Below are 11,743 nucleotides of genomic sequence, written 5' to 3'. Positions count from 1 at the left end.
AAGCTTTGATGTTGTTCAACCGATCAACCCGCGCGTAGGGCGCGATTTGCGAGCGCCTCCACATATCATCGGCGGTCCAGCAGAGCGCCCTGAAAGAATCGCCAGCCCGAAAGCGGACTATAACGCTAGCATCGACTACGCGCGCGCAGAAGCAAGCCGTGAAAACGTGGTTGTGAAGATCATCGAGTAGCGTGCCGGCTAAGCGTATCTCTAGGGAGCGAGGATGATCACGCCGCCAAGACGACACGGCGTGCCGATCGCGAGATACTGCCAGGAGGCCATGGGGCCGGGATTCCAAGCCATCGTAGGTTGCCTGCTTGGGCCGGATGGACGCGAGGCGAAATCATGCAATCCCCGCGACGGCTCATCGCCGCCGACAATATGGACCCAGAAAGAGAGGCGAGGACGGAAGCGGAGCTTGCGATTGCCGAGCGATGGTCTTCTTGCTCGTCGGTCCTCTCTAGTGGGTTCCCGGGAGGGCGATGCAAAGCTAAGTCTCTGCGCGGCGACGCCACCACGTGAGCCCGCAAGCGAAGACCCAGTTGAAATAGATGAGGGCGATAACCGGCCCGGCCAGGGGACCTTGCAGGTGCCAATAATCAAGGAAGTACCGTGCGCCTTCTGATAGCGTTCCATACGCCGTACCTACGAGCACGACGCATGCGGTAACAAGCAATCCGTTAGCGATATGGAGTGAAGGTATAGTGCGCAGTGCGTTGAGCCAAGCGGCAAACGAGACCGCAGCTAATGGCAGGCAACTCAACGCGCCCGCGATCCACCCGTGGCCAGCGCCAGCCAACGCGATGAAACCGAACAGCAGCAAGGCGCCGAACAGCGAGGCGATGACGTATTTCATGCTTCTAGTTCCGGGACTCCGAGTCCTTCTTAGCTACGGCCATCCCATTCTCCTCGCGGAAATCCTTTAGCGAAGCGTGCCGCAAATCCTATTCACCGCGCAAGTACTTTACGCGGCCAGCCCGTACTTGCCAGGATGCGACCTCTAGGAGAAGCCGTCAGCTAATTTCTTTGTCCAGCTTGCAATCGCGAGCCCGCACGCGATGCCGACACAATCGGCAAACCAGTCGAAGATATCCATGTCGCGACTTATTATTTGCATGCCCTGCAGTATCTCGATCGCGCCGCCAGTAAGGGCGAGAAAAACTATCAGCCTTGCTCTGTGCTCTGGCCAACCAAGACTGCCGATAGCCGTCAACACGACGAACGCTGCGGCGTGATTGAGCTTGTCATCGTGAGAGGTGAACCCGAAACCAAAATTCTGCAAAAGCCACACCGGTGAGAGCGCGAGCACGAGGACACCGGCCAGTGTGACCAGAAAAGCAATCCTTGCCACGATGGGAAAAGGTCTCGCACGCAACAAATCAGGCCACTCCTTTTATCCGAACTTAGGACGCCGCTACTTCGAACATAGCCATCCGCACGTGGCGGCACATTGGGGAACAGAGTCCATTGCCGCAGATGGCTGGGAAAAAGGTAAATTGGAATCTCGGTAGGCTTCTGCGTTTAATACGGCAGTATCAGGGCGGGCGTCAGAAGCGGGCTGCGATCGGTGCCACCGACCAATGCAGCAATCGGAGGGGGAGTTTGCTGCGCGTACCGAACCGGCCACCCGGTTGTTCACCAACGGCGGCCGCGCCAGCAAGAGCTGCAGCGGAAAAACCAAAACGAGCTGCTCGGGCGGCAGCAGCGACAAGACAGCCGCAACCGCAATCAAGTCGCGGGGCGCCTCGGAGATCCCTGCGTCCGAAAATCAACGATTCAGCCACGGTCAGCCCGTGAGGCGCGCACGAAAGAGCGTGGAGCCGTCCGCCAGGCGCGACCTCGAAATATCCCGGAATCCAGCCTCGGTCATCCACGCGCGATACTGACCTTCAGTGTACGATTCGCCGTGGCGATAGAGGTTCAAGAAAGTGACATTCAGAAAGACACCCTCAGGCGGGCCGAGGCGGTCGTCATCGACGACACCCCACCCCGCAATTGCGATCTCGCCTCCGGGTGTGAGGCAACGTGCCGCGTTCAGGATCGAACTGCGCGCCTGGTCCGGCGGAAGCACCTGGACGACGGCCTTCAGGATCGCCAGATCGTGCCGACCGATCGATGGAGCGACAGTTATGTCCCCCTCTTCGACGACCACGTCGTCTGCGCCGTATTCTGACAGGATCGCTGGCGCGACCGCTGCGACCGTTGGGAGCTCCATCAGCGTCGCCGCAATCTGCGGCCACCGCTCCCGAAGTCCGACAAGAATGGTCCCGGAGCCCCCGCCGATGTCGATCACCGAACTGATCGCCGAGAGGTCCATCTCCCGGGCCAAATGTCGGCCGAAAATCACCCCGCCCGGTGCGAGCCTGCGGCTGAAAGCCGCCGCGGCCTCGGCCCCCGCTTCGGAGAAGTCGTGCAGCGCAGCCGGCCGGTTCTGTCGCAGCGACTCTGCCGTCAGCAAGTCGGCTCCCCAGAGCTCCCGCAGGAGGGCATGATCGCCGCCGCGATAGGTTGGCTTGGACGCGTCGAGGAAGGCTGACGCTTCGGCTCCGTTGCGAAATTGACCATCGTTGACTTCGAGAAGACCAATGCTGGCGAGCGCGTAGAGGAGCCGCGACAGACGATCGGGCTCGACTTGGAGCGCGGCCCCAAGGCCGTCAGCGGTCACCGCGCTGCTCCCGAGCCGGGTGAAGATGCCGAGGTCCAGCCCGGCGCGAAGCGCCAAGGCCGCGGGCACCGCTGCGATCAGTTTGTCGATCCGATCAGAACCAACCATGCCACATCTCCTTGCGCAATCCAGGACCGAGTTTGAGGCTCGGAAGATCGGATTGGACCGAGGCGGCGCTGTCCTCACCTATCCAAGCTGAAGAGTTGTGCGACCGACCGTGAAAAACACGCCGCACTCTACAGCACGACCGGTCTATCAGGCATTGCACCACGCCAGTGGCGTGGAATTGGGTTGGGCTGTACCCGGTGCGCGGGTTTGTGAAAGATCATACCCGCGCCGCTGCTTAGCTACTGAAATTTGGGACTTCAAAATGCCGTTCAAACGAGCCGTCCATACCATTCCGATCTTCATCGCGGTGACTTTCACCAGATCCTGGCTTCGCAGCGCGCCACCGGAAAGAAGATATCGATAGCCGTTGATGGTCATCCAGTGCGCGCACGCTAGATGCGTCTGCCAGGCTGTGAAGGCCCGCTCCGGCTCCTTGTCCGAATGCACGTGCAGAACGATCCTAGAAACTTCCCTCCAATCGGCCCCTTCGTCAGAAGCATCAAGCAGCCGGATAAAGGTAAGCAGGTGCTCTTCGTCGTAGCCAGGCGCCTCGTCGGCAACGTCGGTGTCTAGCAAGGGCTTGAGCATGGCCCAAGAGAAAAACGCACCCGTGGCAAAGCGTCAAGCGAGAAAAGCTCGCCAGAACGCTATCGTAATCACGATCAGATTGCGCACCAACTCCGGATGCTGGATGGCCGTTCTGAAGCGCCGAGGCACCCGAACAGCCGGGGATGTCTGCCTGGCGATGCCGAGGGCGCGAGAGTTCGGCGATATCATCGCCGCTGCTTCCGCGGGCTCATGCGCGTGTCGCGCAGACCGGTCCGGCTGTAGCCTTCGACGTCAATGGGACGCTGACCTGGCACTTCTCAGACAGCGGGCCCAGTGATCTGGGCCTCGTTCCTGCCGCTGCCGATCGGTGGCATTGTGTCGGACCTCGACCCCGCCGAATAAGCTGCTGTTGCATTGCTTCATCAGCAGGCTGCCGACCTCGAGCGCCTCCCAACCTTGTCTGGAGCTGATGAAAGCGAAGCGTGCCGGTTGATATTTGCAACGAATGAGGTTTGTTGGCGGAAACGACGAATTGTTTGCCTGATTCCGAAATAAACAGCTCATCCGTTTCAACGCGTGCCATTAGACAAGAGGAAAACTCGATGAACGTTTCTCCGGACCGAAACAACCAGGCTGATCTCACATCAATTACGGCCGACATCGTTTCCGCCTACGTGTCGAACAATCCCTTGCCGGTCGGCGAGTTGTCGAAGCTGATTGGGGACACCTATGTTGCTTTGCAAGGGATCGGCACGCCTGTCGTTCCGGCCGCAGTCAAGCTGGAGCCGGCGGTGTCGATCAAGAAATCAGTGTCACCTGATTTCATCATCTGCCTGGAAGACGGGAAGAAGTTCAAATCCCTCAAGAGGCACATCGGAGTTCATTACAATTTAACGCCCGACGCGTACCGCCAGAAATGGAGCCTGCCGTCCGACTATCCGATGGTGGCGCCGAACTACGCAGCCACCCGCTCGGCTCTTGCGAAATCAATTGGGCTCGGGCGCAAGGCGGCGCCCGCACCAGCAGCGGCAGAAAAACCAAAACGAGCTGCTCGCGCCGCGGCGGCGACAACAACCGCAACGGCCGTCAAGTCGCCGGTGAAGAAGGCGCGCAAGGCACTCGTCAAAGCGTAGCGTGCTGCACCCGATAAGGAGCTCCAAGCAGTGTCGTACCTGAACGTGGCGAAGCCCGCCTTTTGCGACGGGGCTCCGTGTTGGGGCGGATCACTCTGCGGCGCGGCGGGAAAATGATGAGCGAGAACTCGTTTTTTGTCTGGGTATCGACCACGCTTGCATAAATCGGAGCAGGAAAGCTTGGATCGTCGAGCTTGACCGAGTGATATTCGCGGCTTTCGCGACGTCTTCCATGCGGTGCCGACGCGCTCGTTCTGATTGACCTGCTTCCGGCCCGCTCAGATGAACCTCGCGGGTAGGGTGGAGGCGCTGGCCGGCTTCGGGCTTAGCACGGGCGACATTGCCTGCGTGCTCGCCACAGACGAGCAGGTTTAAGGCGACCTATGCCCATAAGCTCGAGAGCGGCGCCATCAAGGCCGACGCACGGGTCGCCGAGAACCTATACCGCAAGGCGAGCGGTGAAGGTCGAGGGCCGTCACTGAAGCAATCTTCTGGCTGAAGACCAGGGCGCGCCGGAAGGAGACGTCGATCCATGAGCTAGAGGGAGACACATCAGTGACCTTCGTCACCACCTTCAGCGCTGGTCCAGCTTCTTCGCAGTCTCCCGCTGCTTCGATTCGATCTCGTCCAGTACTGCTTCTGGCGCAATGTCTCTCTTAATCTCGCCGACTTCCATATCGCTTAAGGCTGGTTTTACACTCAACCGATCCGCTATTGAATCGACAAGTTCAGTAAGCTTTGTGAGTTCGTGCTCCGTTAGCAGGCTCACCTGAAGGTCCAGATCCGCCCGTTTATCTGCGGCAACTGACATCCGGTTTTGGCTGATCAGTACAAAGGTCGAGAGGAATATGGCCTCGACGGAAGCTACCATAGCCAATATCACGAATGTCGGATCAAATGGCGGAGTGATCGGTATCCAGCCCAAGTTCAAGACGATCCAGCCGCCATACACGGCCAAGTGAAGGTACACGAAACGCATACTGCCCGTAAAAGAAGTAATCGCCTCAGCGATTTTCTCTTCCAAAGTTGCATCGCTTGCTTCCTTCGCCCGGCGCTCCTCAATCGCTTGGATATTGCGTTTCAGTGTTTGGCTGAGTTCAGTCGGGGGTGGCGGAGGCAACGTTGGAGAATCCATGGAACACCCGTTGGATAGCTATCGGTCCTGCCACTCAGGGCAACGTACAAAATCATGGGTATTCGACTTTGTTCCCGACTAGAGCCATCTAAATCATTGGCTCCGCTTTTTACCGGGGCCCGGGGTCTTAGACGCTTGGCGCCAACAAACGGTGGTTTGCAGTTTGCGCACCCTTGGGGAGGTCAAGTTGCCGAGCGCAGTGGTGTCTCCACGCGGCGGTAAGGCCGCTCGGGACTGGGCATCGAGGCTCAGCGCACCGCGGTCGTCCAGGGGGTGCTACGGCCCTCTGTTTAGGGCTCGGAGTGCCCGATGTCCGGTTCCGCCTCTACATCGTGACGCGTGCCCCTCATGGGAACATCGCCCAGGACCGATGAGCACCACGTGCTGCAGCCTTCCGACTGATCCTTCCCGGCAATCGCCGTCACGACTATACCGAATGCAAGCGAAATGGCGAGGGCGACACCCATTGGGAGATGATGCATGCCTGCCCGCCTACCGAGCGCTTGGAAGACGGTCGATGGAACGTTTGGAGATAGTCCCATCACCGCCTCAACATGCCTAACGAACCGTTATGCGGCTGGCGGCACGGTGCTGCTTGATCGAACCATCGTCGTAGGCGGGGGTTCTGCCCAAGACAACAAAAGCCCGCCGACCGAAGCCGACGGGCCAAGTGCAACCAACAGCTGATCACAATTTGCTGTCTGGCCGGAGTACAGGCACCAACACGCGAAAGGGCCGAAAGTTCCGCAGATGCTAATATACAACATGTGCGAGGCTGGCCCGGAATTCCGGTGGGAGATCCGACCCGGCGGAACCTTTCAGAGCCGCATGCCTTGTCCCTTTTGGATGAAGGAGACGACAAATGAGCCTTGACATAGGAAAGGTCGCCATAGCGTTGCTTGGCCTGCTTGCCTACAAGAACAAGGACAAGATCGGCGAGCTGATCGCGGGAAAGAGATCGACAGATCCCAATAGTGCCGGCTCGCCCGGCGGCCTCGGCGACATCCTGGACCGCCTCAGGAATGCAGGTGCCGGCGACCAGGTTGATTCGTGGGTAAGTAAAGGATCAAACCGACCCGTTCAGCGGGAGCAGGTTGAAAAAGCAATCGACCCGCAAACGTTGAACGATCTGGCCGAGCAGACCGGATTGTCCCATGACGAGCTTCTCGATCGGCTCACAAGAGAACTCCCTGACGCAGTGGACAAGCTCACTCCCGACGGCCAGTTGCCACCGAGCAAAGGTCCAAGTCTCCTGGACGAGGTCCCAAGGACTGGTCGCACTTAGCGCCACCTCGCCACGACATGTCAGGTCATCCCGGGTCGCTATCGCTCGCAATCAAGCGGTACGGAAAATGATTGCGAATGTGGTCGTTAAAGTAGCGGCCCTTCGCGAACGCGGCTTTGAATGCCGCAAAGGTCTCTGGCGGAACACCCTCAAACTCGTACCGCTTGCCGCTGGCCACGAACCACACCGAAAGTACCTTCCGCTCGGGATCGTACTCCGTTTTGCGAATCGAGGTAGAGGGCATAAAGGATCAACGAGCGGAAAAGCCGTCGCGTTCCTCGTCTTTGATGGCGGGGCGCAAAGGAAGCCCGGCGGCGCGACCGTCCCTCTAGTTCAGCGCCGGCGGCTGCCCTGGCCTGAAACTTTTCAGAGCGGCAGCGATGCCCATCATGATGGACGGGTCAGGAAAGTCGAGCAAGCGCAACGTGCCCGGCTCCTCGCCGCAAACGCAACGGATTGGCACGATTTGGTAGTCATCGTCGAACGGCGTGCCGCAGCCGTTTGCAAGAAAATCATATTCCGGCAAGCAGGCCTTCAGGAATGCTTCGACCTCGCGCAACACCGCTTCGGACCGAGCCCCTGAAGGTGGCAGGATGACGAAGCTATCGACCTCGTCGCTTGCCGGAGTACCGGAAGTATTGATGGCAGTAAGCATGAAGAACCCGACATAGCTCCTGGCGACTTTGGAACCAAACGCGGCATCTCGCGCGTTCCGTGAGGCTGCCCGCCGCCGTATGCCGGCGGCGGGCGCATCGTCCGCTACCATGATTGGCGGCTGTACCAGTCATCGACGTCGGATCGGACCCTGTCCTTTTCGATGCCGTAGCGTTCCTGAATTTTGCCTTCGAGCTGGTCACGCTTTCCGGCAATTAGATCGAGATCGTCATCAGTGAGCTTGCCCCACTGTTCTTTAACTTTGCCTTTGACCTGCTTCCAGTTTCCTTCCACGCGGTTCCAGTCCATGGTTTTCTCCATCAGGCGGGATCGCCATAGTTACGAAACGATTGTCACCGGTTTTGGTTCTACGAAACGAAAGGCTTCCCGATCAGTTGCTTGGATCGGCTGAACGCAAAAAGCCCGCCGCACCTTTTCGGCACGGCGGGCTTCAGGTAGAAAATCAGTCGTAGATCTTAAAAGTTTTGCGGGTACCTGGATCAACCAGGACGGTTCGTCCCTCGGCGACTACATAGCGGTACTGAACGTCCGGCACTTCGTAAAGCTCTGACTGTGTCGGGCAGAGCGGTGCCAATGTTGAGCTCAGCACAGGGAAGGCTCAGGGATGCTATCGGCTTCTTCTTTACATATTCCCGGATCACCATGTCTTGCTCAGGCTGAATGATGACGTCCTGAGCGGCGGCGGTTCCGATACCTACGAATAGAAAGATTCCTGTGGCAGCAGATAAAAGTTGCTTTCCCATATAGCAATCCTCCAGCGAGGCAACCTTCCGCTACGGTGCTTGATGCTTCCGTGCGAGGCTACTTACCTAAACGGGCAGAAGGACTTGTTGGAGCGCTCCTCGCCTGGGCCAGATCCAAGGGCCTCAAGCTCGCTGATCTCTTGGGCCGGGGGCATGGTGCCGATGCGGTCCCAGAACGCCTTTCGCTTCTCCGCCAGCGGGTCAGCCTTTGGATCGAGCTTGTCGCCCACCTCTTTTCGCCAGCTGAGCTTGTCGGCGTCGGTGTGGATGTAGGGCAGCTGCTGCGCACGAAGCGTCGCCGGCCCGACATACACATGACTTGAGCGCTCGATCTCGGCGACCCGGAGGAAGCGCTCCGCGATTCACCAATGTTCATGACGCGCCTCTTTTTCCTGCTGTTCTGCTCCTCGCCGCCGTCCGTCCGGTTGATTGTCACCGTGCACGTAATCAGTTTGTTCCAGTCCGGGCCGTGTTCGATGACGTTATGAAGCTCGGAAATCTCTTCAAAATAGTGCTCGATCGTAATGGGGCCGTTCTGATGGTCGTAGACGAGAACAGCTTTCCAGCGCTTATCGCCATGAAGCGATACAACGTGACTCATGCCGAATTTCTCCTCCGGTCAGCAAACAAATCCGGCTGGATTGCTCGCGGGCCAGAGCCTTGACCACCCGCTCGTATAGCATGCCTACAAGCGCAAATCTTAAAGGCACGACGCCGCGAAGGTCCTGCGCGATGAACTGCAAGCTCGCCGACCGGGCAAGCATCCCAATTACCAACCAGCGGCCGGCGCGGCGCTCAACGTCGCCTTTTCGGCGGGCAGCCCAGGTCTCTGAGCGGGCCCAACGCGGGCTGATCGGAGCCACCTGTCACCAATTTGGGACAAAAAAGCGTGCAGCTAGGCCGCCTTCATGAGCTCTGCCACTTGAACGCCCAGCCGGAACGCCTGACCGTCTGCAAACGAACGCGCGTAGCTCTCAGATGTAAAAGGGACCGTGGTAGTGGTGCCGCTGCCCGTGACGCGAACCGACCACTCTTTGTCCCTAACGATTTCAACGGCATGTTGCTCATGCCGAGCCATGCATTCCTCCCAGAATCTTCCGTTGAGGATGAGGAAGATAGCGTCGTGAAACTGGTTTGCATACAAACAATCCGACACCGCAAGGTCGAAATGTCAAAAAACAGCGCACAGCAACGCCTCAGCTCATGGTCCTATCCACTTGCGGCCGGCCTAATTCCCCATGGACAAACTCGAACGACTGAGTCCACACACGTCCGACACACAGGTTAGAAACGCTGCCCGGGGCTGGTTTCGCCGCTCGCTTCTGGTCAGCCGCTTCGCCCCGAGGCAATGATGTTCGGCGGACGCGTTCTCGTTTCGACTGCGATCCCCAGCTCACTAGGTCGGTCAAGCACGAGAGGCAGTTTCTCAGCTGGAGAAGGTTGGATGTGGGTTCCTCCCACCGCCAATGGACCCTGCCCCAACATTCTCTGCCACGGCTCGATGGCGCACGTACCGCGCAGAACCGCGGGCTTTCAAGAAAAGCTGGCAGCCGCGCCGCCGCTAGTCTCCTTTGTCTGGTCGATCGCAGGCGACCTGGCATGGAGGCATGGCTGTGAACGTATCTTGTCGTTAGCACTGGACGGATTGCCCCGCCAGCTGCAGATGGCCGTCTGATCGGACCGCCCATCAACGATGTCCTCGGAAATCTCGTGGCGCAGCTTCGGGCCCCTGGTGAGCCGTCGACCGACCGCGGCGACGAACGCGTCGTATCGCTCGCCAGCCTAGGCCCGTCATCGCATTTGTCGAGCAAACTGTCCTGAGCTTGATTGAGCATTCAGTATGAACTCACACATCAGGGCCGCGCACTCCTGAGGGTGCGTCTCGAGCAGGAGGTGCGCCGCGTCGTAGATGTGCATGTCCAGGTGATCGAGCTCGCGGGCATAAGCGAGTACCTCCTCGATCTCGAAATACGGATCGTGCCGCCCCCAGAGCATGAGCGCGGGCGGCTGATGATCGCGATGATAGGCCGATATCTCCGGAAAGCGGGCGACGTAGCGGCCATACTCGGCGAAGATCCGGAACTGTATCTCGACCAGCCCCGGCCTGCGCATCCGTTCCCAATCGAGATGCCAGCCCTCGGGCGCGAACAGCGGCTTAAGCTGATCCGGGATGTCACCGACATAAGTGTGCCGCACGCCCTCGAAGTTCAGCCATTCCGGGAGTTTCGCGCGGTTTTCCGGAGTGGGATCCGCCCAATAGACCTTGTTCGCGTCCCAGTCCGGACCGAGGCCCTCCTCGTGGGCATTGCCATTCTGGATGATGAGTCCGAGCACACGGTCGGGGCGGGCGAGCGCCAGATAGTAAGCGACGGGTGCGCCGAAGTCGTGGACGTAGAGGAAGAACCGCTCCAGCCCGATCTCGTGCGTCAGCGCGTCGATCGTCTGCGCCAGGGCCTCGAACGTATACGGATAGTCTTCTGGCGCCTCCGTGAAGCCGAACCCGGGCAGATCGGGCGCGACGACCCGTGCCACTTCCGCCAGCGGGTTGATGACGTCGCGGAAGCTGTACGATGAGCTGGGCTGGCCGTGGAGCAGCAGGACACCGGGCGCATCGCGCCGCCCCGCCTCGCGATAGAACAAGTTCACCCCGTCCACTTGGACCGTATGATGCTTGGCTTTATGAACGTTCAGCATGGCCGTTTTCCGTCTTTGGTTTGCAGCGAGCGAAGAAACCTGATAAATCGGTCAATCCGGTTACGTTTTGTAACCATGTAACGGAATATTAAAGGTCAAGTTCCCTGTCGCGCGATCCCACGGCCTGGGTGCCAGAGCACTTCATAGGCGGCCACGCCGCCCTCGACCTTTCGAACGCCGTGTATGACCGGCGAAACCCGCCCCTGCACAATGAACTCTTCAACTCCCCTCGCGATATCGGGACGTGGTTGCTCGCCGCGGGGTTGGCAGACGAACAGGAAGCAGTAGCCGTTGCCGAGATACGGGATCGGCACTTCCTCCACGAAGTTCGTGACATACGGGAATCGTCATACGCGCTCTTCGACGCGATCGCCTCAAATCTGGAGCCTCCCTCGCAACCGCTTGGTCTTTTATGCTCACGCGCCGCAAACAGGTTGGGAGCCCAGCAAGTCGCGTGGGATGGGACACGGCTCGCTCTGGCGTCTGATCAATGGGAAGACCCAGCCTTGGTGACCGCATTCCTTGCGTTCTTGTCCATCGAGGCGTTTTTTACGCTACCCCGCGCAAGGCTCCGCGTGTGCCCACGATGTGGGTGGCTCTTCGTAGACATCTCACGGGGCGGAAAACGTCGCTGGTGCAATATGCGGGTTTGCGGGAATCGCGAAAAGGTAGCCCGCCATCGGGGCCAAGTGGCATCGTACGAGGTAAGATGACAACGCATCCCGCGCCATGGCCTCATTCGTCGCATATTGTGGG

At 59.2% G+C, this 11,743-nt stretch carries 15 protein-coding genes and 2 pseudogenes; 4 read left to right on the top strand and 13 right to left on the bottom strand.

Annotated features, from left to right (window positions below; all coding sequences use genetic code 11):
* Positions 1 to 190 (top strand): hypothetical protein (locus tag NKG95_RS32595; protein WP_353043682.1); only part of this gene is annotated, 190 nt, incomplete at its 5' end.
* Positions 191 to 490: 300 nt separating this feature from the next.
* Here the strand turns inward: NKG95_RS32595 and NKG95_RS32590 are convergent.
* The 4 genes from NKG95_RS32590 to NKG95_RS32575 all read right to left on the bottom strand — a co-directional run bounded on the left by NKG95_RS32590 (position 491) and on the right by NKG95_RS32575 (position 3,361).
* Complete coding sequence (locus NKG95_RS32590; RefSeq protein WP_023721803.1) at positions 491 to 856, bottom strand: hypothetical protein; 366 nt, start codon at positions 854 to 856, stop codon at positions 491 to 493.
* A 144-nt stretch (positions 857 to 1,000) separates the two neighbouring features.
* The gene (locus NKG95_RS32585) at positions 1,001 to 1,378 is read right to left on the bottom strand and encodes a VanZ family protein (protein WP_245278716.1); all 378 of its coding nucleotides are present in this window, start codon (positions 1,376 to 1,378) and stop codon (positions 1,001 to 1,003) included.
* A gap of 408 nt (positions 1,379 to 1,786) precedes the next feature.
* Positions 1,787 to 2,773 carry a methyltransferase gene (locus tag NKG95_RS32580; RefSeq protein ID WP_353043680.1) on the bottom strand — a complete coding sequence of 329 codons (987 nt, stop codon included), beginning with the start codon at positions 2,771 to 2,773 and terminating at the stop codon, positions 1,787 to 1,789.
* A gap of 147 nt (positions 2,774 to 2,920) precedes the next feature.
* Complete coding sequence (locus NKG95_RS32575) at positions 2,921 to 3,361, bottom strand: hypothetical protein (protein WP_353043678.1); 441 nt, start codon at positions 3,359 to 3,361, stop codon at positions 2,921 to 2,923.
* Between the two features lie 563 nt (positions 3,362 to 3,924).
* On the opposite strand from NKG95_RS32575, the gene NKG95_RS32570 reads away from it, so the two are divergent.
* Positions 3,925 to 4,455 carry a Ros/MucR family transcriptional regulator gene (locus NKG95_RS32570; RefSeq protein WP_023721808.1) on the top strand — a complete coding sequence of 177 codons (531 nt, stop codon included), beginning with the start codon at positions 3,925 to 3,927 and terminating at the stop codon, positions 4,453 to 4,455.
* On the opposite strand, the gene NKG95_RS34390 is transcribed toward NKG95_RS32570, so the two are convergent.
* Both NKG95_RS34390 and NKG95_RS32560 read right to left on the bottom strand, forming a co-directional pair.
* Positions 4,445 to 4,714 carry a DUF736 family protein gene (locus NKG95_RS34390; protein ID WP_084643003.1) on the bottom strand — a complete coding sequence of 90 codons (270 nt, stop codon included), beginning with the start codon at positions 4,712 to 4,714 and terminating at the stop codon, positions 4,445 to 4,447. The two genes, NKG95_RS32570 and NKG95_RS34390, sit on opposite strands and share 11 nt — an antisense overlap.
* A 315-nt stretch (positions 4,715 to 5,029) precedes the next feature.
* A complete protein-coding gene (locus NKG95_RS32560; protein ID WP_353043676.1) occupies positions 5,030 to 5,590 on the bottom strand; it encodes a DUF1003 domain-containing protein in 561 nt (186 codons plus the stop codon).
* An 862-nt stretch (positions 5,591 to 6,452) separates the two neighbouring features.
* On the opposite strand from NKG95_RS32560, the gene NKG95_RS32555 reads away from it, so the two are divergent.
* Positions 6,453 to 6,875 carry a YidB family protein gene (locus tag NKG95_RS32555; RefSeq protein ID WP_023721812.1) on the top strand — a complete coding sequence of 141 codons (423 nt, stop codon included), beginning with the start codon at positions 6,453 to 6,455 and terminating at the stop codon, positions 6,873 to 6,875.
* Positions 6,876 to 6,900: 25 nt separating this feature from the next.
* On the opposite strand, the gene NKG95_RS32550 is transcribed toward NKG95_RS32555, so the two are convergent.
* The 7 genes and pseudogenes from NKG95_RS32550 to NKG95_RS32520 form a co-directional block, all read right to left on the bottom strand.
* Positions 6,901 to 7,119: a KTSC domain-containing protein gene (locus NKG95_RS32550; protein WP_352849003.1), complete on the bottom strand. Its 219-nt coding sequence runs from the start codon at positions 7,117 to 7,119 to the stop codon at positions 6,901 to 6,903.
* Positions 7,120 to 7,203: 84 nt separating this feature from the next.
* Positions 7,204 to 7,530, bottom strand: a complete 327-nt coding sequence (locus NKG95_RS32545) for a hypothetical protein (RefSeq protein ID WP_353043674.1) — start codon at positions 7,528 to 7,530, stop codon at positions 7,204 to 7,206.
* 104 nt (positions 7,531 to 7,634) lie between these two features.
* Positions 7,635 to 7,838 carry a CsbD family protein gene (locus NKG95_RS32540; RefSeq protein WP_031194857.1) on the bottom strand — a complete coding sequence of 68 codons (204 nt, stop codon included), beginning with the start codon at positions 7,836 to 7,838 and terminating at the stop codon, positions 7,635 to 7,637.
* A 154-nt stretch (positions 7,839 to 7,992) separates the two neighbouring features.
* Positions 7,993 to 8,293, bottom strand: a pseudogene (locus NKG95_RS32535) (DUF1236 domain-containing protein).
* A gap of 62 nt (positions 8,294 to 8,355) precedes the next feature.
* Positions 8,356 to 8,607 carry a hypothetical protein gene (locus NKG95_RS32530; RefSeq protein WP_352849001.1) on the bottom strand — a complete coding sequence of 84 codons (252 nt, stop codon included), beginning with the start codon at positions 8,605 to 8,607 and terminating at the stop codon, positions 8,356 to 8,358.
* Positions 8,608 to 9,985: 1,378 nt separating this feature from the next.
* Positions 9,986 to 10,075, bottom strand: a pseudogene (locus tag NKG95_RS32525) (CopG family transcriptional regulator); the annotation flags it as partial.
* A 9-nt stretch (positions 10,076 to 10,084) separates the two neighbouring features.
* Positions 10,085 to 10,987 (bottom strand): alpha/beta fold hydrolase, encoded by a 903-nt coding sequence (locus NKG95_RS32520; RefSeq protein ID WP_353043672.1) that lies wholly within the window; start codon positions 10,985 to 10,987, stop codon positions 10,085 to 10,087.
* 128 nt (positions 10,988 to 11,115) lie between these two features.
* On the opposite strand from NKG95_RS32520, the gene NKG95_RS32515 reads away from it, so the two are divergent.
* The gene (locus NKG95_RS32515) at positions 11,116 to 11,700 is read left to right on the top strand and encodes a CGNR zinc finger domain-containing protein (protein WP_023721817.1); all 585 of its coding nucleotides are present in this window, start codon (positions 11,116 to 11,118) and stop codon (positions 11,698 to 11,700) included.
* The last annotated feature ends 43 nt before the right edge of the window (positions 11,701 to 11,743 follow it).

The sequence above is a fragment of the Mesorhizobium sp. M1423 genome (genome assembly GCF_040317575.1).
Taxonomy (GTDB): domain Bacteria; phylum Pseudomonadota; class Alphaproteobacteria; order Rhizobiales; family Rhizobiaceae; genus Mesorhizobium.
The sequence above is the reverse complement of the archived record's forward strand: the minus strand, read 5'-3'. Positions and strand labels throughout refer to the sequence as shown.

What these genes read in the sequence shown, in the direction of transcription:
- NKG95_RS32590 (WP_023721803.1), bottom strand. Translation starts at nt 856, where the DNA reads ATGAAATACGTCATCGCCTCGCTGTTCGGCGCCTTGCTGCTGTTCGGT.
- NKG95_RS32580 (WP_353043680.1), bottom strand. Translation starts at nt 2,773, where the DNA reads ATGGTTGGTTCTGATCGGATCGACAAACTGATCGCAGCGGTGCCCGCG.
- NKG95_RS32575 (WP_353043678.1), bottom strand. Translation starts at nt 3,361, where the DNA reads ATGCTCAAGCCCTTGCTAGACACCGACGTTGCCGACGAGGCGCCTGGC.
- NKG95_RS32570 (WP_023721808.1), top strand. Translation starts at nt 3,925, where the DNA reads ATGAACGTTTCTCCGGACCGAAACAACCAGGCTGATCTCACATCAATT.
- NKG95_RS32560 (WP_353043676.1), bottom strand. Translation starts at nt 5,590, where the DNA reads ATGGATTCTCCAACGTTGCCTCCGCCACCCCCGACTGAACTCAGCCAA.
- NKG95_RS32555 (WP_023721812.1), top strand. Translation starts at nt 6,453, where the DNA reads ATGAGCCTTGACATAGGAAAGGTCGCCATAGCGTTGCTTGGCCTGCTT.
- NKG95_RS32550 (WP_352849003.1), bottom strand. Translation starts at nt 7,119, where the DNA reads ATGCCCTCTACCTCGATTCGCAAAACGGAGTACGATCCCGAGCGGAAG.
- NKG95_RS32545 (WP_353043674.1), bottom strand. Translation starts at nt 7,530, where the DNA reads ATGCTTACTGCCATCAATACTTCCGGTACTCCGGCAAGCGACGAGGTC.
- NKG95_RS32540 (WP_031194857.1), bottom strand. Translation starts at nt 7,838, where the DNA reads ATGGACTGGAACCGCGTGGAAGGAAACTGGAAGCAGGTCAAAGGCAAA.
- NKG95_RS32520 (WP_353043672.1), bottom strand. Translation starts at nt 10,987, where the DNA reads ATGCTGAACGTTCATAAAGCCAAGCATCATACGGTCCAAGTGGACGGG.